21 protein-coding genes are annotated in these 25,158 nt (G+C 71.0%); 9 read left to right on the top strand and 12 right to left on the bottom strand.

Features of this window, described 5'->3' with window-relative positions:
* Positions 1-40: 40 nt before the first annotated feature.
* A complete protein-coding gene (locus A6A25_RS08340) occupies positions 41-1,645 on the top strand; it encodes a cellulase family glycosylhydrolase (RefSeq protein WP_073887378.1) in 1,605 nt (534 codons plus the stop codon).
* Positions 1,646-1,824: 179 nt separating this feature from the next.
* Here the strand turns inward: A6A25_RS08340 and A6A25_RS08335 are convergent, their stop codons facing one another.
* The 11 genes from A6A25_RS08335 to A6A25_RS08290 all read right to left on the bottom strand — a co-directional run bounded on the left by A6A25_RS08335 (position 1,825) and on the right by A6A25_RS08290 (position 12,069).
* On the bottom strand, positions 1,825-2,892 hold the full coding sequence (locus A6A25_RS08335) for an alpha/beta hydrolase (RefSeq protein ID WP_073887545.1): 1,068 nt from the start codon (positions 2,890-2,892) through the stop codon (positions 1,825-1,827).
* Entirely contained in the window at positions 2,892-4,010 is a 1,119-nt protein-coding gene (locus A6A25_RS08330) for a serine hydrolase domain-containing protein (protein WP_073887375.1), read from the bottom strand. The genes A6A25_RS08335 and A6A25_RS08330 overlap by 1 nt, the downstream gene beginning before the upstream one ends.
* The gene (locus tag A6A25_RS08325; protein WP_198932610.1) at positions 4,007-4,918 is read right to left on the bottom strand and encodes a hypothetical protein; all 912 of its coding nucleotides are present in this window, start codon (positions 4,916-4,918) and stop codon (positions 4,007-4,009) included. Before A6A25_RS08325 ends, A6A25_RS08330 begins: the two co-directional genes overlap by 4 nt.
* On the bottom strand, positions 4,915-5,238 hold the full coding sequence (locus tag A6A25_RS08320; protein ID WP_073887373.1) for a WXG100 family type VII secretion target: 324 nt from the start codon (positions 5,236-5,238) through the stop codon (positions 4,915-4,917). Before A6A25_RS08320 ends, A6A25_RS08325 begins: the two co-directional genes overlap by 4 nt.
* A complete protein-coding gene (locus A6A25_RS08315) occupies positions 5,235-5,582 on the bottom strand; it encodes a YbaB/EbfC family nucleoid-associated protein (RefSeq protein ID WP_073887370.1) in 348 nt (115 codons plus the stop codon). Before A6A25_RS08315 ends, A6A25_RS08320 begins: the two co-directional genes overlap by 4 nt.
* A gap of 51 nt (positions 5,583-5,633) precedes the next feature.
* On the bottom strand, positions 5,634-6,431 hold the full coding sequence (locus tag A6A25_RS08310; protein WP_073887368.1) for an ESX secretion-associated protein EspG: 798 nt from the start codon (positions 6,429-6,431) through the stop codon (positions 5,634-5,636).
* Positions 6,428-6,775, bottom strand: a complete 348-nt coding sequence (locus A6A25_RS08305; RefSeq protein WP_073887365.1) for a hypothetical protein — start codon at positions 6,773-6,775, stop codon at positions 6,428-6,430. The genes A6A25_RS08310 and A6A25_RS08305 overlap by 4 nt, the downstream gene beginning before the upstream one ends.
* Positions 6,772-8,064, bottom strand: coding sequence for a hypothetical protein (locus tag A6A25_RS46220; RefSeq protein WP_198932609.1), 1,293 nt, complete (start codon positions 8,062-8,064; stop codon positions 6,772-6,774). Before A6A25_RS46220 ends, A6A25_RS08305 begins: the two co-directional genes overlap by 4 nt.
* A gap of 134 nt (positions 8,065-8,198) precedes the next feature.
* Positions 8,199-10,487, bottom strand: a complete 2,289-nt coding sequence (locus tag A6A25_RS08295; protein WP_073887539.1) for an XRE family transcriptional regulator — start codon at positions 10,485-10,487, stop codon at positions 8,199-8,201.
* Between the two features lie 40 nt (positions 10,488-10,527).
* Positions 10,528-10,881, bottom strand: a complete 354-nt coding sequence (locus A6A25_RS46770; protein ID WP_143193035.1) for a winged helix-turn-helix transcriptional regulator — start codon at positions 10,879-10,881, stop codon at positions 10,528-10,530.
* A 9-nt stretch (positions 10,882-10,890) separates the two neighbouring features.
* Complete coding sequence (locus A6A25_RS08290; RefSeq protein WP_073887535.1) at positions 10,891-12,069, bottom strand: AI-2E family transporter; 1,179 nt, start codon at positions 12,067-12,069, stop codon at positions 10,891-10,893.
* Positions 12,070-12,355: 286 nt separating this feature from the next.
* Here A6A25_RS08290 and A6A25_RS08285 point away from each other — a divergent pair, with 286 nt between their 5' ends.
* Positions 12,356-13,315, top strand: a complete 960-nt coding sequence (locus A6A25_RS08285) for a glutathione S-transferase family protein (protein ID WP_073887534.1) — start codon at positions 12,356-12,358, stop codon at positions 13,313-13,315.
* 108 nt (positions 13,316-13,423) lie between these two features.
* Here the strand turns inward: A6A25_RS08285 and A6A25_RS08280 are convergent, their stop codons facing one another.
* Positions 13,424-14,485 (bottom strand): LacI family DNA-binding transcriptional regulator, encoded by a 1,062-nt coding sequence (locus A6A25_RS08280; RefSeq protein WP_083668137.1) that lies wholly within the window; start codon positions 14,483-14,485, stop codon positions 13,424-13,426.
* Positions 14,486-14,797: 312 nt separating this feature from the next.
* Between A6A25_RS08280 and A6A25_RS08275 the strand changes: the two genes are divergently transcribed.
* The 7 genes from A6A25_RS08275 (at position 14,798) to A6A25_RS08245 (ending at position 25,117) form a co-directional block, all read left to right on the top strand.
* Complete coding sequence (locus A6A25_RS08275) at positions 14,798-17,191, top strand: glycoside hydrolase family 3 N-terminal domain-containing protein (protein ID WP_198932608.1); 2,394 nt, start codon at positions 14,798-14,800, stop codon at positions 17,189-17,191.
* On the top strand, positions 17,188-18,174 hold the full coding sequence (locus A6A25_RS08270) for an ABC transporter permease (RefSeq protein ID WP_073887363.1): 987 nt from the start codon (positions 17,188-17,190) through the stop codon (positions 18,172-18,174). Before A6A25_RS08275 ends, A6A25_RS08270 begins: the two co-directional genes overlap by 4 nt.
* Positions 18,171-19,106 (top strand): carbohydrate ABC transporter permease, encoded by a 936-nt coding sequence (locus tag A6A25_RS08265; protein WP_241828548.1) that lies wholly within the window; start codon positions 18,171-18,173, stop codon positions 19,104-19,106. Before A6A25_RS08270 ends, A6A25_RS08265 begins: the two co-directional genes overlap by 4 nt.
* Positions 19,107-19,158: 52 nt before the next feature.
* A complete protein-coding gene (locus tag A6A25_RS08260) occupies positions 19,159-20,790 on the top strand; it encodes an ABC transporter substrate-binding protein (protein ID WP_073887362.1) in 1,632 nt (543 codons plus the stop codon).
* An 84-nt stretch (positions 20,791-20,874) separates the two neighbouring features.
* Positions 20,875-22,407 carry a GH39 family glycosyl hydrolase gene (locus A6A25_RS08255; RefSeq protein WP_073887361.1) on the top strand — a complete coding sequence of 511 codons (1,533 nt, stop codon included), beginning with the start codon at positions 20,875-20,877 and terminating at the stop codon, positions 22,405-22,407.
* Entirely contained in the window at positions 22,404-23,102 is a 699-nt protein-coding gene (locus tag A6A25_RS08250; RefSeq protein WP_241828547.1) for a DUF624 domain-containing protein, read from the top strand. Before A6A25_RS08255 ends, A6A25_RS08250 begins: the two co-directional genes overlap by 4 nt.
* Positions 23,099-25,117, top strand: coding sequence for a beta-galactosidase (locus tag A6A25_RS08245; RefSeq protein ID WP_073887360.1), 2,019 nt, complete (start codon positions 23,099-23,101; stop codon positions 25,115-25,117). The genes A6A25_RS08250 and A6A25_RS08245 overlap by 4 nt, the downstream gene beginning before the upstream one ends.
* Positions 25,118-25,158 lie beyond the last annotated feature (41 nt).

Raw genomic sequence — 25,158 nt, 5'->3', positions numbered from 1 at the left:
CGCTCCCAGAACGTTGCGAACATCCTCGAAGGAGAGCGGTATGCGGCAACGGAGATCCATCTTCGGCGCTCTGCTCGCGGCTGCGGTAGCCGTCAGCGGAGTCGTCGCGGTGGCGACGGCGGGACAGGTCACGGCGGCCCCGGCCGGTGGTTACCTGCACACCGCGGGCAACAAGATCGTCGACAGCACCGGCGCGACGGTCCGGCTGACCGGCATCAACTGGTTCGGCATGGAGACCGACAACAAGACCTTCCACGGGCTGTGGTCCAACCGGACGTGGAAGCAGCAGCTCGACCAGATGGCGTCCCTGGGCTACAACACGCTGCGCGTGCCGTTCTCGAACGACGCGCTCAAGCCGGGCGCGACGGCCTCCGGCGTCAACGACTACGTCAACCCCGACCTGGTCGGGCTGTCGCCGTTGGAGATCCTGGACAAGGTCATCGAGTACGCGGGCCAGAAGGGGATGCGCATCATCCTCGACCGGCACCGCCCGACCAGCGCCGGCCAGTCCCCCCTCTGGTACACGGCGGCCGTCCCCGAGTCGACGTGGATCAACGACTGGAAGATGCTCGCCCAGCGGTACGCGGGCAACACCACGGTGATCGGCGCCGACCTGCACAACGAGCCGCACGCCGAGGGCACCAACCCCAACGCCACCGGCGCGTGCTGGGGCTGCGGCGTGGTGGAGCGCGACTGGCGGCTGGCCGCCGAGCGGGCGGGCAACGCGATCCTGTCCGTTCAGCCGAACTGGCTGATCTTCGTCGAAGGGGTGAGCTGCCCGAGCGGCGGCCTGTCCGACACCTGGGACAACGACCCGTCCAACGACGAGGACTGCGGCTGGTGGGGCGGCAACCTGTCCCAGGCGGGCCAGTACCCCGTCCGGCTCGACGTGCCCAACCGACTGGTCTACTCGCCGCACGAGTACGCGACGTCGGTGTTCGAGCAGAAGTGGTTCAACGCACCCGACTTCCCGGCCAACATGCCCGCCATCTGGGACAAGTACTGGGGCTACCTCTACAAGAGCAACACCGCGCCGATCATGATGGGCGAGTTCGGTTCCACGCTGGCCAACCCGAAGGACAAGGTGTGGCTGGAGAACCTGATGGCCTACACCGGCAAGGGCGTGAACGGCATGTCGTTCACCTACTGGTCGTGGAACCCCAACTCGGGTGACACGGGCGGCATCGTGGGTGACGACTGGACCACGGTCAACCAGGCCAAGCAGTCCATCCTCCAGCCCTACCTGATCCCGCCGACCGGTGGCGACACGATAACCACCACGACGACGACCACCACCACCACGACGACCACGACCACTACGTCCAACGGCTCGGGCGCGTGCAAGGCCGTGTGGCGCCAGGACAACGCGTGGCAGGGCGGGTTCCAGGGCTCGCTGACCGTGACCAACAGCGCCACCAGTGCCGTCAACCCGTGGCGAGTGGCCTTCACCCTGCCCACCGGCGTGACCATCGCCAGCGGCTGGAACGGCACCTTCAGCCAAACCGGAACGACGGTCACCGTCACCGCACCGACGTGGTCCCCTTCCCTCGCCGCCGGCTCTTCGGTCTCCCTGGGCTTCACCGCCAACGGCCCGGCAACCTCCCCGACCGCCGTCACCCTGTCCGGCTCCCCCTGCACCGCCTGACCCGAACGTTGAATTCAGGGGTCCCGAACGTGGGACACGCGCGTTCTGAACGTGGGACACGCGCGTTCTGAACGTGGGACACGCGCGTTCTGGACGTAGGACACGCGGGACCTGAACCGGCAGGCCTGGCGGGACGCTGTTCCCCGTCCGGCCTGCCGGCGACCACCGCACCCGCGCGGCTACGGGTGGGTGAGCGTGTCCATCAGCAGGTCCACGAAGTGGTCCATGTCGGCCAGCAGGCACGGCAGCTGCGCATGCTTGCCCGTGCACCCCTCAGCCCACCCACTACCGTCGCCGTAGTCGATGAACGTGTGCGGAATCCCCGCCGCCACCAGGTGATCCCGCGTCACGACGTTCGTCGCCCAAGCCCTGTTCTCGACCACGGCCACCAACGGGTCCACCGTCAGATCACCGCCGTTGCCCGTGTACATCGCCACGCCCATCCCCCGCAGCGACCCGACGTGCTGCGCCGGGCTCTCCCGGTTCCACACCCCGTCGAACGGCCAGATCGGCGGCCCGAAGATCGACTCCAGCGGCACCGTCGGCGTTCCGCTTCCGGCCAGCTGCGTGGTGGCGAGGACCGCCGCCCGCTGCTCCTGGCTCAACAGGTCCAGCCCGCCGGAGAAGCTGCCGACGTACGCGAACAGCTCCGGCCGGTGCTCCGCGTAATGGAATGCGCCGAAGCCGCCCATCGAGTGGCCCGAGATGGCCCGCCCATCACGCCGCGCGATCGTGCGGAGGTTCGCGTCGATGAACGGGATCACCTCATCGAGGTGGAACATCTCCCAGTTCTGCGGGCCGAGCGCCGCGGGCGGGTTCACCCAGTTCGTGTACCAACCCCGCCCGGAACCGTTGGGCGCCACCGTGATCAACGGGACGCCGACCGTCGTCTCCTCGAACAGCCGCTGGTTGGCGACGGTGTTCGGCCGGTCCGGGTGGCCGTGCAGGTGGTACTGGACCGGGTACCGGGTGGCGGCGGCCTGGTCGTAGCCCTCCGGCAGGGTCACCATGATCGCGTGCTCGCCGGACACCTGGCCGGGCAGCACCGAGTACGCCGGCACGTGGGCCGTGCGGACGGTGAACACGAACGTCCGCTGGTTGTCGTCCACCCACGCCGGCTGGCTGACCACCGTCAGCCCGAACCCGTCGGTGAACACCGGCGACGCACCATCTTCCGCCGCCGACGCGCCCGGCACACCGGACAGACCGAGCACACCCACCACCGCGAGGGCGACCAGTCGCCGCATCACGCCGCCACCTCGCACAGCGCCGAGTCCAGCACCTCGATGGAGACCGGCCGGGAAGCGGGCACGTTACCGTTGGTCACCAGCGACGCGAACCGGCCGTCCTCGGTGGTCAGCGTGATCGAGTAGTGCCCGTTGGGCATGGCGCCGTTGTGACCCCACGCCTCGCCGCCGCACGACAGCGCGATCCGGACCAGCGCGAGGCCGGTGGTGTGGTCCGGCGCGAGGGTCCGCCGCATCTCCGCGAGCCCCGCCGCCGAGACGACCCGGCCGTCGAGCAGTGCCTGGTAGAACTCCGCCATCTCCTCCAACGTGGACGCCATCGCGCCGGCGGTGCTCCAGGCGCTCAGCTCCGTGTTCGTGGTGCCCTCGGTCCAGAAGAAGAACGGGCCGAGCCTGCCTCCGACGTAGCCGGGCAGGTACGGGTCGGCCAGCGCCCGCGCACCCGGCGCCGGGAACGACGTGCTGGTCAGCCCGAGCGGTGTGACGACCCGGTCGGTGATCTCCTCGCGGACCGTGCGGCCGGTGAGCCGTTCGATCAGCAGGCCGAGCACGAGGTAGGCGACGTTCGAGTACCCGACGCCGGCGCCGGGCGCGAACTGGGCGGGCTCGTCCATCGCGGAGCGGACCAGCTCGGCCAGCGAGTACGTGCCGTCCGGGTTGGCCGCGGGGTCGCGCACGTCCCGCACCATGCCGCTGGTGTGCTGCAGGAGCTGGCGGACGGTGATGACGGTGCCGTCGTAGTTCCCGGTGAACACCCCCGGCAGGTATTGCCCGATCGGCGTGTCCAGGGCGACGCGGCCTTCGTCCACGAGCTGGAGCAGCACGGCCGCGGTGAACGTCTTGGTCTGGCTGCCGATCCGGAAGTGCTCGGTCGCCGTGATCGGGCGGTTCTGGCCGATCTTGGCCGTGCCGCTGCTCAACGTCCACGACCCGGTGTCGTCACCGGCGTACACGGCCGCGCCCGGTCCGGCCTGGGCCTGGTAGCGGTCGAGCACGGCCTGGGTCGCGGCGTGGTCGGTCTGCGCGACCGCGGTGACCGGCGTGGTCAACGCGCCGACAACGGCGAGGACGACACTTCCGGCGACTCCGGCCACCAGGCGACGGGTCTTGCCGCTCATGCGAGTTCCTCCGAGTCCTTCTCGTCCGCTTTGTCCACACCGACCAGTTTGTCGCCCGACGGCGCACCCGACTGGGCCTGCTCACCGATGAACGACACGACTTCCTTGACGACTTTGAGCGCGCCGAGCGCGGCTTCGACCAGCTTGATCAGGTTCTCGCCGCTGGCCAGCAGCTCGGCCAGCTTCCCGGCGATCTTCCCGCCGTACTCGACGGCGATCTGGACGCACTGCGGGATCGCCACGGCCAGGCTCTGCCCGAACGTCGCCGGTGCGGCGGCGAGCGCCTGGGTGATGATCGGCGTGATCTTGGCGACCGCCTCGGCGATGAGCGCGGTCACGGCGGCGACGACCTTGGCCACCACCTCGCCGGCCGCGATCATCGCCTTCGAGGAGGTCAGCGCGGTCTCCCCGATCGAGAGGATGCCGTCGGCCAGCTCGGTGCCGGTCTTGAGGTAGTCCGACGCGGACTGGCCGGACCACTCGCTGGTCTCGGCCGCGGTCGTCGACCGGTACTCCTCGGCCAGCGAGGTCGCGTCCCGCCCGGCGGAGTCGAACTCGCCCGCGCCCGAGGACACGGAGTCCGGGTCGCCGCGCAGCTGGCCGAGCGGCTCTTCCAGGAACGAGATCATCGGGGTGAGGAACCCGACTCCGGCGCTGTCCAGCGCGGACAGCGGCCGCTCGGTCGAGCTCATCGCGCCGAGCGGTGCGTCCGGGTCACCGGCCAGACCGCCCGACAGCCACTCCTTGCTGTCGACGGCGGCGCTGACGGACCGCAGCTCCGCGAGCAGCGCGGCGATCTGGCCCGCGTCCGGCGACGGGGTGCCTTCGCCCGACGACGGGGCGGCCACGTCCGGTGGCGTCACGGTGGGCTCGGGGCGGGGCAGTGTCGCCACCACTGGGGTCGTCACCACTGGGGGACCTCCGTGTCGATGCCGTCGAACGTGGCGGAACCGTCGCCGTCGGTGCGCTGGTACTGGTCGGCCACCTGTCGAAGACCGTCGCCGACCTGGTCCACGGCGGACGCGACGTGGCCGAACGCGCCCAGCGTCGTGGCCATCGCGCCGCCCAGCCCGGCGGTGAGGAACCCGGCGAACGAGCCGAGCGACTGCTCGCCGAGCGCGTCCGGCAGCCGGGTGCCGGTGCCGGCGAGCCGGTCGGCGTAGCCCGCGAGCCTGCCCGCGTGCCCGCGCAGCTGCTCGGGGTCGACGGTGAAGTTGCCCTGGTTCATCGCCCGACCTCCGCGGGCTGGTGCTCGGTGATCCGCGACAGCGCCTCGCCTTCGCCGAGGTAGCCGGACATCACCTCGTCCATCCGCGCGCCGGCCAGCCGCTGCGCCTCGCGGGCGGTGGCGACGATGAGCACGGACAGGGCGTCCGCCTCCAGCCGACGTGCGGCCGGTGTCAACGTCACGTCGTCGAGCAGGCCCCCGGCGTTGACGGTCACGCTGACCTCGCCGCGCGGCGAGGTCGCGGTCGCGCCCACCTCGCGCAGGCTCGCGCTCGCCGCACGGGCGCCGTGCGCCGCGCGTTCGAGGCGTTCCCGGTAGTCCGCCAGCCACTGCGTTGGGTCCATGGTCCTCCCCTTCCCTTGTGCCACTGTGGTTCTCCTGGTCGGCCCGGCCACCTAGGCGCGGGCGACCTCCGCGGTCTCGCCGAGCAGGCGGACGAGTTCGCCGTGCCGCAACGGGTTGACGCTCAGCCACCCGGCGTCGCCGCGGTCGACCCGGACCCGTCCTCGTGCGCTGTCCAGCCACGACACCTCGGATGGCCGGGTGACGGTCTCGCCGGTGCGGCGGACTACGCCCAGCTGTCCGCGACCCGCGACGGCCGGGAACAGGTCGACCAGCCGGTCGACCACGGTTTCGTCGCCGCCGTGCGCGCGGATCAGCTCACGCACGTGCCGTCGGGTGACCGGGTCGCCGTCCGGGTCGCCGAGCATCCCCAAGGCGCGCTCGACCACCCCGGGCGGCAGCGTGATCGGCATGGTGGACGCCGCCCGCACCTCGGGGATCAGGGCGGCGAGTTCGTCGGCCAGCTCGGTGGCCGGCACCGCCGTCACCCGGACCTCGCTCCCCCGCTCGTCCAGCGGCGCCTGGCGGCACACCACCGCCCGGTCCCGGTAGACCATGGCCACCGCGCCGGCGGCCTCGTGCGCGCCGATCACCACCACGTCGACCGCGGCCCGGTGCTCCCGCAACGCGGTGACCAGCTCGTCCGCGACGCCGACCGGTCCGGTCGCGGTGGCCAGCCCGCGGGCGCACAGCGCGTGGCCCGCGTCGGCGAGCAGTTCGTCGCGCTCGTGGGTGAACCGGCCGAACGACGGCACCCGGATCGGGAACGGGAACGCGACGCCGGCGTGGGTGGCGAGCAGGTCCAGTTCGACGGGCTCGAAGACGGCCTCGTGCTCGGTCACGGCGGTCACGTCGCCTCCCGACCCGACCGCTCGCCCGCGGCCCGCACGGACGCGCTCGCGTCGTCGTCCACCTCGGTGTAGGAGGCCTTGGCGTCGGACAGCACCTGCCGGAACGCCTCGACCTCGCGCTGCGCCGCGCTCACCTCACCGGCCAGGCCGGACTCCCCCGCCGCCTCGCGCAGCCGTTGCGCCAGCTCCACCGCGGGCGGCGCGGTGCCCAGCATCGGCTGCCGCTCGGCGAGTCGGCTCACCGCCGTCACCAGGTCGCCGGTCAGGTCGCCCAACCTCGTCAGCGTGGTGATCCGGTCCTCGATCAGGTCGAGCTCGACGTGGTAGCCCTGGCCCGCGTTCACGACTGCGCTCCCGTCGTCTGGCCGATGACCGCCGGGGTGGCCGGCTCCTCCACGGTGAACAGCCCGTGGTCGATCACCGGCATCCGGTTCTCGTGCCGTTCGTCGTCGCTGTCGGTGCGGCCGCCGATCGGCGCCGCCGCCATCGCCGCCTGTGCCGTGCCCCGGGTCGAGGACGAGTCGCCGGTGAGCGGCGCGCCCGGCATCCCGAGCACACCGGCCGCGCCGGGCAGCACGCCGACCCGCTGGCCGGGTGCGAGCGGCACGGCGTGACCAGTGGGCGGCGGGGAACCACCGATCACCGGTCCCACGCCCATCCCGGACCCCAGGCCCGCGCCTCCTCCGAGGAGACGGGGCCACGGCACGCCGCCGTGTCCGCCCGTGGTCGGGCCGCCCGGCACCCCTCCGGCCGCCGGCCCGACCACGCGGGTCGTCTGGGAGGCGGGCGGGATCGCCCCCCGTGCCCCGTCGATCAGCTTGCTGCCGCCCACGAGGCTGGACTCGTAGGCCTGCATCGCTCGGATGGCCTCGGCCTTCTGCTGGTCCGCGGTGGCCGCGCCGAAGTAGAAGCTGAACCCGGCGTCGCCCACCGCGCCGAACGCCGTGCCCATGCCGGACGTGGTCGTGGTCGGGGTGAACATCGAGGCGAAGTTCGGCAACGTCGGCGGCGTGTAGAAGGACGACGGCGACGGGATCGACGGCATGGCCGGTATCGACGGAATGGCCGGAAGGGGTGGGATGGGCGGCAGGAACGACGTCGATGGCGCGGACGGCATCGACGACGTCGTGAACGTCGGCCCGGTCGGGAACGTCATCGCGCTCGGGGCCGCCGTCACAGCTGGTGGCGGTGGCGCGAAGCTCGGGAACGCCATGCTGAAGCCGGAGCGCGTGGTGGTGTCCTGATCACCGGCCGACGGTGTGGCGGGTTCGGCGGGTGGCGGCGGCATCATGGCCCGCGCCCGCGCCAAGGCGTCGGCGGCTTCCTGCGCGGCGGTCTGCCCCGCGTGCGCCAACTCGCTGATCTTCTCCACCCGCGCGGCCAGCGCCGCCAGCCGGTCGGCCGCTTCCTCCGCCGCCGGGCCGTGCCAGCTGTCGAGCAGCGCGACCCGCTGCTCGCGCAACACCTGGGCGTGCGTGTCCAGCGCCAGGCGGTGCTGCGCCCACTCGGTGGCCACCACGCTCACGTCCGCGACGTCCGCGTCCTGCCACAGCATCCGGTACAGCTCTTCGTGGCTGTACGCCTCCCAGTTCACCGCACCCGCGGTCGGCACCGGTTCCTTGTCACCAGACACCCGCGATCCCCCTCCCACAGCCGGCCCGTCACCGACGCCGCCAATGCTCACGAAGGGGAGGCGGCCATGGACAGGCCGTGTACCGGCCATGTGTGGCCGGTACCGCTGAACTGGGAAAACAACCGGAGAACAGGTCAGCCGAGGCCGCGGTAGCTCTCCGTCAGGTGATCTTGGAGGCGGGCGTGGCGGAACTGGTAGACCGCGCCCGCACGGCGCAGCACGCCCCGCCGATAGGCGTCGTCGAGGAACGCCTGCACGGCCCACGGCAACCGGCCGGTCAGCGGCAGCCAAAAGCGGGCGAACACGACCCACTGGCCCCACGCGGTCATGCTGATCACGTAGCCGAACCCGCCGCCGAAGCCGCCGACGAGCCCCAGTGCCGCCGCCGCGATGCCCGGCCAGGAGATCGTGAGCCCGAACGGCCCGCCGCCCGGCAACGACATCAACGCCAGCGCGACGAGCCAGGTCGCGCCCGCGAAGAACACCGCGAACAACGGCGCGAAGAACGCGACCTGGAGCAGCACCGTCTTCCGGTTCGCCCGCAGCAGGCCCGCCGGGCTCGCCGCCGAACGGAGGTCCAGCGGCGACTCGCCCGCCGCGATCATCCCGAACGCGAGCGCCGCACCGATCGCGAACACCGTGGCGAACACGCCCGAGTCGACCACGAGCACCGCCGGTGACACGCGCGAGTCCCCGAACAGCATCTTCACCAGCGCCATGAGCAAGCCGTAGGAGCCGCCGACCAGGGCGCCGAACAGCAGCCCCATCCGGGCCCTGACCCCCACCCGCCGCCACTTCACCCCGGAACCGGCCCGCAGGGCGAGCCGGAACCGGACGGGTTCGAGCGGCTGGACCCGCGCCAGGTGCGAGTGCACCAACCCGAACGGCACCCCGGCGAGCAGTCCGACCACGGCGCCGAGCCCGACCACCTTCGGGGTGACACCGCCGATCAGGAGGCTTTCGATCACCACGTCACCCAGCCAGACGCCGGCGAACACGAACAACGCGACCGCCAGCGCCCTCGTGCGCCGGCGGGCGGAGGTGCCGAGCCGCCACCACGCCAGGTCGTGCGTGCCCAGACGGCTCAGGTGGTCGGCGAGGTGGCCGAGCCAGCGCCGGACGTGGTCGGCGTCGTAGGCCCGCGCGCCCCGCCGTTCCTGGTACACGGCAGGCACGAAACCGCCGAGCAGGTGCCGTTCGATCGACTCCCGACCACCGAACCGGTCCACGTCGACCAGTTCCGCCGGGTCGTGGCCGGGGGTGTCGCTGTAGATCCGACGGGCGAGCGCCACCATCAACGGCGTGGTCAGCACGGCCGCGAGGGCGCTGTCCGGCTGTTCCCGCACGTGGTCGAGGACCGGCTGCCACACGGTGCCGGCGTCGCCGGTCTCACCGGTGGTGCGCGGCAGGTAGTCGGCGACGTCGTCCGCGGTGAGGTCGACCAGCTCCACCGCACCGGCGGCGCGGAGCACACCGGTGGCCTCGACCGCGGTCCGGTACTCGTCCACCCGGCTGGTCAGCAACAGCGGCAGGGTGGTGGCGTTCAACGCGGCCAGCGCCGCCCGGTGCAGACCGCCCGCCACCTCGTCGAACCCGTCCAGCACGGGCAGGACGCGGTGCGCGTCGACCAGTGCGGCGGCCAGCGTCGACCCGCCGGGACCGGGCGCGGCGAGGCCGGGGTGGTCGCGCACGAGCTGGTCGGCGAGCCAGTCGCGCAGCTCGGTGCGGACCGGGTTCCACGAGCCGAGGCCGAAGATCACCGGCACCGGGTCGGCGGGCGCGCGGGTGGCCAGCAGGTCGAGCACGAACCGCGTGGTGAGGATCGTCTTGCCCGCGCCCGCCCGCCCCAGCACGATCAACCGGCACGACGGGATCCGCCGGTAGACCTCCACGACCTGGTCCAGCCGCCCGGTCAGGTCGAGCGGGCGGGACGCCTGACCCGGCTTCGCCAGCCGGATGTTGGCCCAGTTGTCCCGCAACCCCTCCGGCGCCGGGCGCCAGCGCACCGGCAGCGGCACCGGGTCGTGCACCTGCTGCTGCTCCTCTTCCCGCCGCCAGCGGGCGTGCACCGCGTACGCGAGCGCGTCCGTCGCCTCGACCAGCGGGTCGGCGGCCAGCGCCGGGCCGGGTGCCGACACCCTGCTCGCGGCGGGGACGACCGGCTCCGGCCCGTCCGCGTCCTCGTCCGGGTCGGCGTGCTCCGCGTGCCCGGCGGCGGTGAACAGCTCCGCGCGCTCGGCACCGTCCAGGCGCAACGCGTCGGCCAGCAGGCGCACCGTGCGCACCTGCGGGTTGCCCCGCTGCCCGGTCTCCAGGCCGCGGACGGTGCGGACACCGAGGCCCGCGCGCTCGGCCAGGTCGTCCTGGCTCAACCCGGCCCGCTGCCGCCATCGCCGCAGTAGAGCGCCGAACCGGCTCGTCACACCCAACCCCCACCGCCACGCGCGCCGAACGCGCGCGACGTCATCGACCGGACACAGTCGGCCCACGCCCCGGCGGGCCGAATCCTGGACACCGGCCACGCCTCGGTGGCACCGGACCGTCACCCGGAGCCACGTGATCGACACGACCGCCCCTGAAGTTACCCGGTGGTACCACCCGGCACGGGAGCTTGATCGTTCTTGCGCGGATCTCCTTCCACCGCATGGCGTCCGCCGGATTCGACGGACCGGCGGCGTGATCGACGCGCACCAGGCGAAGGTGGCGCCGCGGCCGACAGCTCGGCCACGGCGGGTGGTCGTCGCCCCACTCCACGAGCGCCGGGACCACCGGTGTCAGCTCACGTCCCTTGGCGGTGAGCCGGTACTCGGAGGGAATTCCCGGCGCTCAGGCGCCGTCCGCCGGGCGTGGCGGTTCCGCGTCCGGCGCACGGTCGGGCACTCGGTCGGGGTCGTCGGGCCGGTCCGCGAGGGCGGGCCGCGGCGAGGAACGGCGGTCGGCGACCTCGCTGAGGTAGCGCAGCACGACCGCGACGGCGGCGACGACCGGCACGGCGAGGAACGCGCCCGCGATGCCGTAGAGGGTGCTGCCCGCCGTCACGGCGAGCAGGACCACGGCGGCGTGCAGGCGCAGGCTCCGCGACTGGAGCACCGGCTGGAGCACGTTGCCCTCCACCTGCTGCACCACCACCACGATCACCAGCATGATCAGGGCGGTCGTCGGGCCGTTGCTGACCAACGCGACGAGCACGGCCAACGCGCCCGCGATGAACGCGCCCACGATCGGCACGAACCCGCCGAGGAACGTCAACGCCGCCAGCGGCACGGCCAGCGGCACGCCGAGCACCACCAGGCCGAGGCCGATCAGCACCGCGTCCACCAGGCTCACGATCGCCTGGGTGCGGATGAAGTCGCCCAACGTCGTCCAGACCCGTTCCAGCACGACGGTCACGTGCCCGCCGGCGCGCTCGCCGATCACACCGCGCAGCCACGGCGTGAACCGCGGTCCGTCCTTGACGAACAGGAACGCCAGCAGCAGCGCGACGATGCCGGTGACGATGCCGGACGTCACGGTGCCGACCCCCGTGAGCAGGCTGTCCGCGATCGACCCGACGCTGGAGCGCAACTGGTCGATGCCCTGCTGCAGCAACTGGTCGAGCTGGCCCTCGCCGAGGTTGAGCGGCGGGCCGGCCGCCCAGTCGAGGGCCTGTTGCAGGGCACGGGTGGCGCTGTCGGCGATCTCGGGCACACCGGACACGATCGACGTGGTGATCAGCGCCAGCACGCCGCCGAGCACGATCAGCCCGCCGAGCACCACGAGCGTCGCGGCCAGCGCGGCGGGCACCCCGCGCGAGCGCAGCCACCGGGCGGGCGGCCACAGCACGGTGGTGATCAGCAGGCCGAGCAGGACCGGCATCACCACCACCCACAGCCGGCCGATCAGCGTCCACAGCAGCCAGAAGCCGATCGCGACCAGCGCCAGGCGGGCACTCCACCGCGCCATCCAGGTCACCGCGTGCCCGATGGTTTGACCGCGATCGGTCCAGCGGCGGTCTTGTGCGCTCACGTCCACCCATCCCCTCCACCGCGTCGCGCGCCCTGCGGCGCCTGTGCGGCAGCCTGCCAGAGCGGACCGCGCGAGTGGTGCCGCCTCGCCCCGTGTCAAGGTCCGCACCAGTGTTCGTCCGACGAACCTCGACCCGTCGCCGGGAGGCCTGAGGCCGTAGCGGGACGTAGGCTCTCTCGACGTGAGCGACACTTCGGCCGCCGCGGCGGACACCGGGAACCCCGAGCACCAGCAGGGTGGGAAGTACTCGGTCAAGGGCAAGGAGTACACCCGCGACACGCGGTACATCACGACCCGGGTCACGGCGGACGCGCGGGACGGGTTCCCGGTCGAGGCCGGGCGGTACCGGCTGGTCGCGGCGCAGGCCTGTCCGTGGGCCAACCGGTCGATCATCGTGCGGCGGCTGGTGGGGCTGGAGGACGCGATCTCGCTCGGGTTGCCCGGCCCGACGCACGACGAGCGGTCGTGGACGTTCGACCTCGATCCCGGTGGACGCGACCCCGTGCTGGGGATCGAGCGGTTGCAGGAGGCGTACTTCAAGCGCGACCCCGACTACCCGCGCGGGATCACGGTGCCGGCGATCGTGGACACGACGACCGGCGCGGTGGTGACCAACGACTTCGCGCAGATCACGCTCGACCTGTCCACCGAGTGGCGGGAGCACCACCGCGACGGCGCGCCCGACCTGCTACCCCAGCGCCACCGCGACGAGATCGAGGCGGTGAACGAGCGCGTCTTCACCGAGGTCAACAACGGGGTCTACCGGTGCGGGTTCGCGGGCACGCAGGAGGCCTACGACGACGCCTACGCCCGGCTGTGGACCGCGCTGGACTGGCTGGAGGACCGGCTGGGCAGCCGCCGCTACCTCGTCGGCGACACGATCACCGAGGCCGACGTCCGCCTGTTCACCACGCTCGTCCGCTTCGACGCCGTCTACCACGGCCACTTCAAGTGCAACCGGAACAAGCTGGCCGAGATGCCGGCGCTGTGGGCCTACGCCCGCGACCTGTTCCAGACGCCCGGGTTCGGCGACACGGTCGACTTCGCCCAGATCAAGCGGCACTACTACGTCGTGCACTCCGACATCAACCCGAGCGGGATCGTGCCCGGCGGGCCGGACCTGTCCGGTTGGGTGACGCCGCACGGCCGGGAGGCGCTCGGCGGTCGACCGTTCGGCGACGGCACGCCGCCCGGCCCGGTCCGTGACGGCGAACGGGTGGATTTCGCGCACACGCCTCTGCGGTGAGGTGGCCCGGACGGGCACTGAACGTTGAACTCGGGGGTCCTGGACGTAGGACACACACGTTCTGAACGTAGGACTCTCGCGTTCTGAACGTAGGACACGCGGGCGGGGTCAGGGGGAGGGTGGCGGGCTGGTGCTCTCGCGGACCACCAGCTCGGTGGCGAGGTCTATGCGCTCGTTCGGCGGGCGCTCGCCGCGGGCCAGGCTGAACACCATGTGGGCCGCGGTGGTCGCCATCTCCCGCAGCGGCTGCCGCACCGTGGTCAGTTGAGGCCCTATCCACTCGGAGACCGACAGGTCGTCGTAGCCGACGATCGACAGGTCGTCCGGAATGGACAGTCCCAGCTCCCGCGCCGCCCGCATCACGCCCAGCGCCTGGAAGTCGGAACCCGCGAAGATCGCGGTCGGCCGGTCGGGACGGCTCAGCAGCGCCATCCCGTGGCTGTACCCGCCCTGCACGTAGAAGTCGCCGTAGCGCACGAAGTCCGGGTCCACGACGACGTCCGCGTCCTCCAGCGCGCTGCGGTACCCGTCGACCCGCGCACGGCTGCACAGCATGGTCGTCGGACCCGAGATCACCGCGATCCGGCGGTGCCCGAGGGAGAGCAGGTGCCGAGTGGCGGCGAGCCCGCCCGCCCAGTTCGCCGAACCCACCGTCGGCACGCCGGGCGGCGGCTCCCCCGCCGTGTCCACGAACACGAACGGGATGTTGCGCGTGGCGAGCTGACGGCGTTGCTCGGCGTCCAGCCCGGCCAGCACCAGGATCACCCCGAGCGGTCGGCGGGCCAGCAGGTCGTCGAACCACTCGCGGCGCGGCCGGTGCTCGCCGCCGAGCTCGGACAGCACCACGGCGGCGCGCTCGTTCGCCGCGGCCAGCTCGACACCGCGGATGATCTCGGTCGACCACGCCGAGTGCATCTCGTGGAACACCAGGTCGATGAGCGCGGGCCGCGACGACTGGCGCGCCCGTCGTCGTCGGTACCGGTGCTGTTCGATGATGCTCTCCACGCGGGCGCGGGTGTCCGGTGCGACGTCCGGCCGTCCGTTGAGGACCTTCGAGACGGTCGGAATGGACACACCCGCCTCGGCCGCGATGGACGAGATGGACGCGGCGCCCTTCACCGTCTTCTCCGGCACGGCGCCGACGGCGTCCCGCTCTGTCGACGAACTCATGCTGCCCCCTGTTCGCGTCGCGGTCCGCGCCTCGCACACCGGATCTAAAGTTTCGACGGCCGAGCGTAAAGGTTCGACCTTTCGACCACCAGCATGGCAGCTCCAGGCGTCGATCTTTGACGTAACCGGTTCAGAAAACCAGCGCTTTTCCAGGCCTGTTCATACCTGTGAACTGCGAAGACACAGGAAGGACACGGACTGTTGACGTCTTCGAGAGATCCTCCTACGGTCTCCCCACCAGATCGGCGTGTCGGAAAGTACTTCGATAGTTTCGGTCTTCACGCGGACGTGAGCGGGGGTACCTGGTCGATGATGAACAGGACGACGGAGGTCGCGACGACGCCGGTTGGCGACGCCGTTCCGACTGCCGCCGACCGGCCGAACGCGGTGTGGCGGGACGTCTCCCGGCCCGTCGCCGAACGGGTCGACGCGCTCGTCGAGGCGATGACGCTCGACGAGAAGCTCGCCCAGCTCGTCGGGGTCTGGGTCGGCGCGGACCCCTCCGGCGCCGGTGTCGCACCGCACCAGCACGACATGACCGCCGACCCCGTGATGTGGGAAGAGGTCATCGCCTCCGGTCTCGGCCAGCTCACCCGCCCGTTCGGCACCCGCCCGGTCGAGCCGGTCGCGGGCGCCCGCTCGCTGGCCGCGTCGCAGCGGCAGGTGGCCGACGCCAACCGGTTCGGCATCCCGGCGCTGGTGCACGAGGAGTGCCTGACCGGGTTCGCCGCCTGGCAGGCCACCGCCTATCCCGCGCCGCTGGCCTGGGGCGCGTCGTTCGACCCCGACCTGGTGGCCGAGATGTCCGGCCTGATCGGCCGCTCGATGCGGGCGGCGGGCGTGCACCAGGGGCTGGCGCCGGTCCTGGACGTCACCCGCGACTACCGCTGGGGTCGCACCGAGGAGACCATCGGCGAAGACCCCTACCTCGTCGGCACGGTCGCCACCGCCTACGTGCGGGGACTGGAGCGGTCCGGCATCGTCGCCACGCTCAAGCACTTCGCCGGTTACTCGGCCTCCCGCGCCGGCCGCAACCTCGCCCCGGTGGCCATCGGCCCGCGCGAGTTCGCCGACGTGATCCTGCCGCCGTTCGAGATGGCCGTGCGCGACGGCGGCGTGCGCTCGGTCATGCACTCCTACTCCGACGTCGACGGCGTGCCGTCCGCGGCCGACGCGGGGCTGCTCACCACGCTGCTGCGCGACACCTGGGGTTTCGACGGCACCGTGGTCGCCGACTACTTCGCGATCAAGTTCCTGCAGACCCTGCACGGCGTGGCCGAGGACGAGGCGCACGCCGCCGCGCTGGCCCTCGCCGCGGGCGTGGACGTCGAACTGCCGACCGTGCGCTGCTACGGCGCGCCGTTGCGCGGAGCGGTCGAGCGCGGCGACGTGGACGAGGCGTTGGTCGACCGGGCGTTGCGCCGGGTGCTCCGCCAGAAGGTGGAACTGGGGTTGCTCGACCCGGACTGGTCGCCCGTGCCGCAGGACGTGGACGAGCTCCGGCTCGACTCCCCGGAAGCACAGGACGTGGCGCTGCGCCTGGCGCGGGAGTCCGTAGTGCTGTTGGCCAACGACGGTGTCCTGCCGCTGCGGCCGGGCGTGCGGCTCGCCGTGGTCGGCCCGCTCGCGGACGACCCGATGGCGATGCTGGGCTGCTACTCGTTCCCCGCGCACATCGGCGTGCACCACCCCGACGCCGGGCTCGGCCTGGAGATCCCGACCGTGCTCTCCGCGCTGCGCGACGCGGCGGGCGGCGCGGTGACCCACGCGAAGGGCTGCGAGGTCTCCGCCGAACCCGACGCCGGTGACATCGCCAAGGCGGTGGCGGCGGCACGGGACGCGGACGTGTGCGTCGTCGCGGTCGGCGACCTGGCGGGGCTGTTCGGGCGCGGCACGTCGGGCGAGGGGTGCGACGCGACCGACCTGCGGCTGCCCGGCGCGCAGGCGGATCTGGTCCGCGCGGTCCTGGCCACCGGCACGCCGGTCGTGCTGCTGCTGATCACCGGACGGCCGTACGCGATCGGCGACCTGGCCGCCGGCGCGGCCGCGGTCGTGCAGACCTTCTTCCCCGGGCAGCTCGGCGGTCGGGCCATCGCGGACGTGCTGACCGGCGCGGTGTCGCCGTCGGGCCGGTTGCCGGTCGGCCTGCCGGGCGACGAGTCCGGCCAGCCGGGCACCTACCTGTCGGCACCGCTGGGTCGACGCAGCGAAGTGTCCAATGTGGACCCGACGCACGCCTTCCCGTTCGGCCACGGCCTGGGCTACGACACGTTCACCTGGTCACCCGTGCGCGTGGTGTCGGGCGGCGAGCCGTGGACCACCGACGGCGAGGTGGAGCTGGAACTGGACGTGCGCAACCCCGGCACGCGCTCCGGCGCGGACGTGGTGCAGCTGTACCTGCACGACCCCGTCGCCCAGGTGACCCGCCCGGTCGTGCGGCTCGTCGGCTACGCGCGGGTGGAGCTGGCCGGTGGCGCGTCGGCCCGCGTCACGTTCCGCGTGCCGGCCGACGTCACGTCGTTCACCGGCCTGGCGGGCAGGCGCGTGGTGGAACCGGGCGCGGTGCAGCTGCGCGTGTCCCGGTCGAGCGCGGACGTGCACGAAGCGGTGGACCTGCGACTCGACGGCCCGCTGCGCGAAGTCGACCACACGCGGCGGTGGCTCAGCGCCGTGTCGGTCACCCACGAGGAGGTGGAGCGGGCATGACCACCCAGATCACCGAACCGGCGACCGCGGCCGCGCCGGACCCCGGGAAACCGCCGAGGAAAACCAAGGCGCCCCGGTACAAGACCACGTGGCGCAAGGCGTTCAAGCGCGACTGGCAGCTCTACACGCTCGTCATCGTCCCGCTGCTGTTCTTCCTGGTCTTCCGGTACGCGCCGATGCTCGGCAACGTCATCGCGTTCCGCAAGTTCGTGCCGGGCGGCAGCATCTACGGCGAGACGTGGGTCGGCCTGCGCTACGTCAAGATGTTCATCAACGACCCGAACTTCTGGGAGGTCTTCGGCAACACGATGGCGCTCGGCGCGCTGTCGCTGGTGTTCACCTTCCCGCTGCCGATCGTGCTCGCACTGCTGCTCAACGAAGTGCGCTCGCGCTACTTCAAGCGGTTCGTGCAGACGGTGTCGTACCTGCCGCACTTCCTGTCGATCGTGATCGTGGCCGGCATGGTCATGCAGCTGGTGTCGCTGGAGGGCACGGTCAACCAGATCGTCCGGGCGCTGGGCGGCGAGGCGGTCTCGTTCATCCAGGACCCGAGCTGGTTCCGCACGATCTACGTCTCGTCGGAGGTGTGGCAGACCGTCGGCTGGGGCACGATCCTCTACCTGGCCGCGCTGACCACGATCGACTCGCAGCTCTACGAGGCGGCCCGGATCGACGGCGCGAACCGGTGGCAGCAGACCTGGCACGTGACGCTGCCCGGCATCCGGCCGACGATGATCACGCTGCTGATCCTCAACATCGGCACGTTCATGGCGGTCGGGTTCGAGAAGGTCCTGCTGCTGTACAACCCGCTGACCTATCCCACCGCGGACGTCGTGTCGACCTACCTGTACCGGGTCGGCCTGGTGTCCAACAACTTCAGCTACGCCGCCGCGATCGGCCTGTTCGAGTCGATCATCGGCCTGACGCTGATCCTGTCCGCCAACGCGATCTCGCGCCGCACAGTGGGGACGAGCCTGTGGTGACCACCGACCCGACGCGCGTCATGGCGCGGCTGGACAAGCCCGCGGGTGCCCGCCGCACGTCGCTGGACGACTCCCGCGGCTACCGGATCTTCCGCGTCGTCAACACGATCGTGCTGCTCGGCGTGGTGGTGGTGACGCTGTACCCGTTCGTCAACATCGTGGCGCAGTCGTTCAGCAGCGAGGTCTACATCCGCACCGGCCAGGTCAACCTGGTGCCGCGCGGGTTCAACCTCGACACCTACAAGCTGGTCGCGGCCGACCCGGCGTTCTGGAACAGCTACCTCAACACCGTGATCTACACCGTGACGGCGACCGCGATCTCGATCGTGCTGACCACGATCTACGCGTACGTGCTGTCCAAGAAGCACCTCAAGGGCCGCGGCCTGCTCGTCGGCATCGCGGTGTTCACGATGTTCTTCAACGGCGGCCTGATCCCGAACTACGTGCTGGTCAACGGTCTCGGGATGACCAACACGATCTGGGCGATCGTGCTGCCGAACGCGATCAGCGTGTTCAACCTGCTGGTCATGAAGGCGTTCTTCGAGAGCCTGCCGTCGGAGCTGGAGGAGGCCGCCGCGATCGACGGCCTGAACACCTACGGCATCCTGCTGCGGATCGTGCTGCCGCTGTCGAAGGCCGTGCTCGCCACCATGATCCTGTTCTACGCGGTGGCGAACTGGAACTCCTGGTTCCAGGCGTTCCTCTACCTCGACCGGGCGGACCTGTTCCCGGTCACCGTGTACCTGCGGAACATGATCGCCGGTGCCACCTCGGCGACGTCGGTCGGCGCGGTGGAGACCAACGCCGTCGCCATCTCCGCGAACATCAAGGCCGTGACGATGGTGCTGACCGTGCTGCCCATCATCGCCGTTTACCCGTTCATCCAGCGCTATTTCGTGTCGGGCGTGATGCTCGGCGCGGTCAAGCAGTAGCGCGTCCGCTCCAAGTTGACGACGGCGTCAATCACCTGAGGAGACAAGCACGATGCGAACCAAATGGAAGCGAACGCTTCTGACTGCCGTCGCCGGCAGCCTCGTGGTCAGCCTGGCCGCGTGCAGTGAGGAAGGCGCCGACGCGGGCGGTGGGGTGAACCTCGACGGCAAGAAGACCGCGTCGATGGCCGACTACAAGGCGGGCGCGCAGTTCAAGGCCGCCGAGCCGATCGACGTCAGCCTGCTCTACCTCGACCAGTCGCACTACCCGATCAAGGACGACTGGCTGCTGTGGAAGGAGATCACGCAGCGGACCAACGTCACGATCAAGCCGACGGTCGTGCCCTACAGCGACTACGACCAGAAGCGCGGTCTGCTGATCAGCTCGGGCGACGCACCGACGATCATCTCCAAGACCTACCCGGGCCAGGAGGAGCAGTTCGTCTCCTCCGGCGCGATCCTGCCGGTGAGCGACTACATCGACCTGATGCCGCACTTCAAGGACAAGGTCGAGAAGTGGAAGCTGCAGCCTGAGCTGAACACGCTGCGCCAGGAGGACGGCAAGTTCTACGTGCTGCCCGGCATGCACGAGAAGGTCTGGCAGGACTACACGCTCGCGTTCCGCACCGACGAGCTGGAGCGGCTGAACCTGCAGGCCCCGAAGGACTGGGACGAGGTCTACACCGTCCTCAAGGCGATCAAGGCGGCGAACCCGGACAGCTACCCGCTGTCGGACCGCTTCGAGGGCAAGTCGATCCTCAACTACGCCGGCCAGACGTTCGGCACGCAGGCCGGTTGGGGTTACGTCAAGAACACGATCTGGAACGAGTCGGCGCAGAAGTACGAGCTCACCGGCGCGACCCAGGAGTACAAGCAGCTGGTCGAGTACTTCCACAAGCTCGTCTCCGAGGGCCTGATGGACCCCGAGAGCTTCACGCAGAAGGACGACGCGGCGATCCAGAAGTTCGCCAGCGGCAAGTCGTTCGCGATCAGCAGCAACGCGCAGAACATCGTCAACGACTACCGGCCGAACGTCTCCAAGATCCCCGGCGCGACCGTGGCGAAGATACCGCTGCCCGCCGGACCCAAGGGTGACGTCATCCGCGGCTCGCGCCTGGAGAGCGGCCTGATGGTGTCGGCCAAGGCGGCCGAGAGCGACAAGTTCGTGGCGACGATGCAGTTCATCGACTGGCTGTGGTACTCCGACGAGGCCCAGGAGTTCACCAAGTGGGGCGTGCCGGGCACGACCTACGACAAGGACGCGTCGGGCAAGCGGACGCTCAAGCCCGAGGTCGCGTTCGGCGGCATGAACGTCGGCGCGCCGAAGAACCTCCAGCGCGACTTCGGCTTCCAGGGCGGTGTCTTCTACTACGGCGGCTCCACCGAGCTGCTGCAGTCGATGTTCACCGAGGAGGAAGTCGCCTTCCAGAAGACGATGGCGAACAAGAAGGTCGAGGCGCTGCCGCCGCCCGCGCCGCTGAACGAGGACGAGCGCGAGCGCGCCGCGCTGCTGGAGAGCCCGCTCAAGGACTTCGTCACGCAGTCGACGCTGCAGTTCATCCTCGGCCAGCGTGACCTGTCCACGTGGGACGCCTACGTCAAGGAGCTGGAGGCCAAGGGCTCGAACGACCTCGTCGAGCTGGTCAACGGCGCGTACAAGCGCTACAAGGAAAAGAACGGCTGAGTGAGCGGTCCGGTCATGGCGAACGCGCCGTGGCCGGACCCTCCGCACCGACCGACGTGACCCAGCGGGCTCCTGGGAGGGCACTTGAACCGCGTCATCGTCCCCGGCGAGCCGATCGGCCGCCTGTCCGACACCTGGCGGCACTGCGTCGGCACGGGCCGGCTCAACCTGGCACTGCGCGCCGACTACCAGGAGTCCCTGGCGCTCGTGCAGCGCGACATCGGTTTCCGCTACATCCGCGGGCACGGGCTGCTGTCCGACGACATGGGCGTGCTGCGCCGGTCCAACGACGGGGTGACCCGGTACTCGTTCACCTACGTGGACCAGGTCTTCGACCGGTTCCTGGAGCTGGGCGTCCGGCCGTTCGTGGAGCTGGGGTTCATGCCGACCGCGCTCGCCTCGGGCGAGGACACGGTGTTCTGGTGGAAGGGCAACATCACCCCGCCGAACGACTGGGACGCGTGGGCGGCGCTGGTCCGCGCCGTCGTCCGGCACCTGATCGACCGCTACGGCCTGGCCGAGGTGCGCACCTGGCCGATCGAGGTGTGGAACGAGCCGAACCTGGTCAACTTCTGGAAGGACGCCGACCAGCAGGCCTACTTCCGCCTGTACGAGCTGACCGCGCGGACCATCAAGGACGTCGACGCGGAGCTGCAGGTGGGCGGTCCGGCGATCTCGCCCGGCTCGGACGAGTGGTGGGAGCCGTTCGCCGAGTTCGTCACCCGCCGCGACGTACCGATCGACTTCGTCAGCAGGCACGCCTACACCTCCGGCCCCGCGCAGCACGTCCCGTTCGGCACCTACCAGACGCTCACCGCTCCTCAACGACTGCTGGAGCAGTTCGAGGCGCCGCGCAAGCACCTCGCGGGCACCGCGCTGGCCGGGCTGCCGGTGCACATCACCGAGTACAACAGCTCCTACCGGCCGGACAACCCGATCCACGACACGGCCTACCACGCGGCTTACCTGGCCCCGGTGCTCACCGGCGGCACGGAACTGGTGGACTCGTACTCCTACTGGACGTTCTGCGACGTCTTCGAGGAGGAGAACGTGCCGACCTCGTTGTTCCACGGCGGTTTCGGCCTGCTCACCCACCGGCAGGTGCCGAAGCCGACCTACCACCTCTACGCGTTCATGGCCCGGATGGGCTCCCGGGTGCTGGCACGCGGCGAGGACCACCTGGTGTGCGCCACCGACGACGGCCGGGTCACCGTGCTCGCCTGGCAGCCGGTCGGCGGCACCGACGGACCGGACGCGCCCGAGCGGCACGAGGTGCGGCTGTCGGTCCCGCTGACCGGCCCGCGCGCGTTCGTCCGCCGGGAACGGGTCAACGAGCACGACGGCAACGCGTTCGGCGCCTGGCGCGAACTGGGCCGTCCCCGCTCGCCCGACCTCCGCACGCTCGACGTCCTGCGCGACTGCGCCCGTCCCGCTCTGGAACACAGGTCGGTGCCGGTCGTGGACGGACAGGTCCCGCTGGACCTCAGCCTCGCCCGGCACGAGGTCACGTTCGTCGAACTCACCCCGGTGCACGCCGAGGAGCACGAAGGCCTGGACGACCGGCGGCTGCTCGGCGCGTCCGACGACCGGCTCGTCGCACCGCACGAGAGGCCGTGACCGTGGCCGCCGAACGACGGGGTGATCCCGCCGCCGAGATCGGCGCGGGCATCCTGTCGCGCATCGCGTCCGTCGTGTACTGGTTCGTCGTCATCGAGGCCATGATCCTGCTGACGACCGCCCCCGGCTTCCTCGTGCTGCTGTTCCTCGACCGCAGCGCGGGCAACGCGCCCTTGATCGGGCTGTGCTTCGCCCCGGTCGGCCCGGCGCTGTCGGCCGCCGTCTACGCCTGGCGGGTGTTCCTCAACGACCGCGACCTCTCCCCCGCCGCGCACTTCCGCCGCGGCTACCGGCTCAACTGGCTCGACGTGCTGCGCTGGTGGCTGCCCGCGCTGGCGGTGCTCACCGTGATCGGCTTCAGCCTGGCCAACCTGGAGCTGGCCGGGGTGCCCGCCGGGTACGGCCTGGTGCTCGTCGTCATCGCGGTGGCCATCCTGCTCTGGTCGACCCAGGCACTGGTGCTGTCGTCCACCCTCTCGCTGCGCACCCGGGACACCGCGCGCTTGGCGTCCTACTACCTGGGCGCCCGACCGGCGAGTGCGCTCGGCGCGTTGTCGCTGCTCATCGCCGCCGGCGGGCTCGTCGTGCTCACCTCCGACTGGGTGCTCGCGCTGCTCGTCTCGCCGTTCACCCTCCTGCTCCTGCGCAACGCCGACCCGGTGCTGCGCGACGCGACCGAAAGGTTCACCGCGTGAGGATCGGCTACGGCGGCGACTACAACCCCGAGCAGTGGCCCCGGGAGGTCTGGGACGCCGACTACTCCGCGTTCAAGCTCGCCGGCATCAACACGGTCACGGTGGGCGTGTTCGCGTGGGCCCATCTGGAACCCGCCGAGTTCCGCTACGACTTCTCCACGTTGGACGCGATCGTGGAGCGGGCGGCGGCCGAGGGGATGCGGATCGTGCTGGCCACCCCGAGCGGCGCGATGCCGCCGTGGCTGGCGTCGAAGTACCCGGACGTGTGCCGGGTCGACTTCGAGGGACGGCGGCACGTCTACGGGCAGCGGCACAACGCCTGCCCTTCCTCGCGCAACTTCCGCACGGCGGCCGTGGCGCTGGCCGAGCGGCTGGCGCGGCGGTACGGGGACAACCCGGCGGTCGTGGCGTGGCACATCGGCAACGAGTACGGCGGCGCGTGCTGGTGCCCCGAGTGCGGTGAAGCGTTCCGCGTGTGGCTGCGCGAGCGCTACGGCTCGCTCGACCGGCTCAATGACGCGTGGAACACCACGTTCTGGTCGCACACGTTCACCGAGTGGTCGCAGATCCAGCCGCCGAACGCGTTGTCCGAGCACTGGCGCGGGCCTGATTACACCGCGTTCCAGGGCATCACGCTGGACTACAAGCGGTTCATGTCCGACCAGCTGCTCGGTGGGTTCCTGGCGGAGAAGGCGGCCATCCGCGAGCACTCGCCGCACACGCCCGTGACGACGAACATGATGGGCCTGTACCAGCCGATCGACTACCACCGGTGGGCCCCGCACCTGGACTTCGCGTCGTGGGACAACTACCCGCCCGAGGACCGTTCGTCGGCTCGCACGGCCGCGCGGATGGCGTTGGCGCACCGGTTGATGCGCGGCCTGCGCGGCGGCGAGCCGTTCTGGGTCATGGAGCAGACCCCGTCGGTGACGGCTTCGCGTGACGTGAACCCGGTCAAGCGTCCCGGCGTCCTGCGGCTGTGGTCGTGGCAGTCGGTCGCGCACGGCGCGGACGCGGTGCTGTACTTCCAGCTGCGGCAGTCGCGCGGTGCCTGCGAGAAGTACCACGGCGCCGTCCTCGACCACGCGGGCCGCACGGACACCCGGCTGTTCCGCGAAGTCGCCGAGCTGGGCGCCGAGTTCGCGCGGGTCGGTGACGCCGTCCTCGGCGCCCGGACTCCCGCGCGTGCCGCGCTGCTGGTCGACTGGGACAGCTGGTGGGCGGTCGAGATGTCCGACGGTCCCAACCGCAACGTCCGCTACCTCGACGTCCTCACCACCTACCACCGCGCGCTGTGGCAAGCCAACGTCCCGCTGGACGTCATCCCCGTGACCGCCGACCTGTCCGGCTACGACGTCGTCGTGGCGCCGTTGCTGCACATGGTGAAGGGCGACCTCGCGGACCGGGTGACGGCGCTGGTCGAGCGCGGCGGCACGTTCGTGACTACCGCGCTGTCCGGCCGGGTAGATGAGGACGACAACGCGTTCCTGTCCGACGTGCCGGGCCCGTTCGCGTCACTGCTCGGCCTGCGGGTCGAGGAAACCGACGCCCAACAACCCGACGTGGTGAACCCGGTGACGCTGTTCGGCACCGAGTACGACGCCCGACACGTCTTCGAGGTAGTCGTGCCGGACGACGCGGAGGTCATCGGCACCTACGGTACGGACTTCTACGCCGGAACACCTGCCGTCACGCGGGCGTCACGCGGGCGCGGCCACGCCTGGTACGTGGCCACTTTGCTGGACGACGCCGGTGTGGCCGCCGTCCTGCGCACCGCCCTGGGCAACCTCGCCGGACCACTGGCCGACGTGCCGGACGTCGAGGTCACCGAACGCGTCACACCCGACGGCACCCACTACCTGTTCGTACTCAACCACGGCGCCCCCCGCGTCGTCCCGTCCCCCGTCGCCGGCACCGACCTGCTCAGCGGCCGGGAATTGCGCACCGGTGAAAACGTCAACCTATCCACCACCGACGTCCTAGTGATCCGCTGCCAACAACCACCACTGTCCTGAGCGTTGAATTCAGGGGTCCCGAACGTAGGACACGCGTGGTG

The sequence above is a fragment of the Saccharothrix sp. CB00851 genome (assembly GCF_001905065.1).
Lineage (GTDB): Bacteria > Actinomycetota > Actinomycetes > Mycobacteriales > Pseudonocardiaceae > Actinosynnema.
This window is presented reverse-complemented; position numbering and strand designations above follow the sequence as displayed.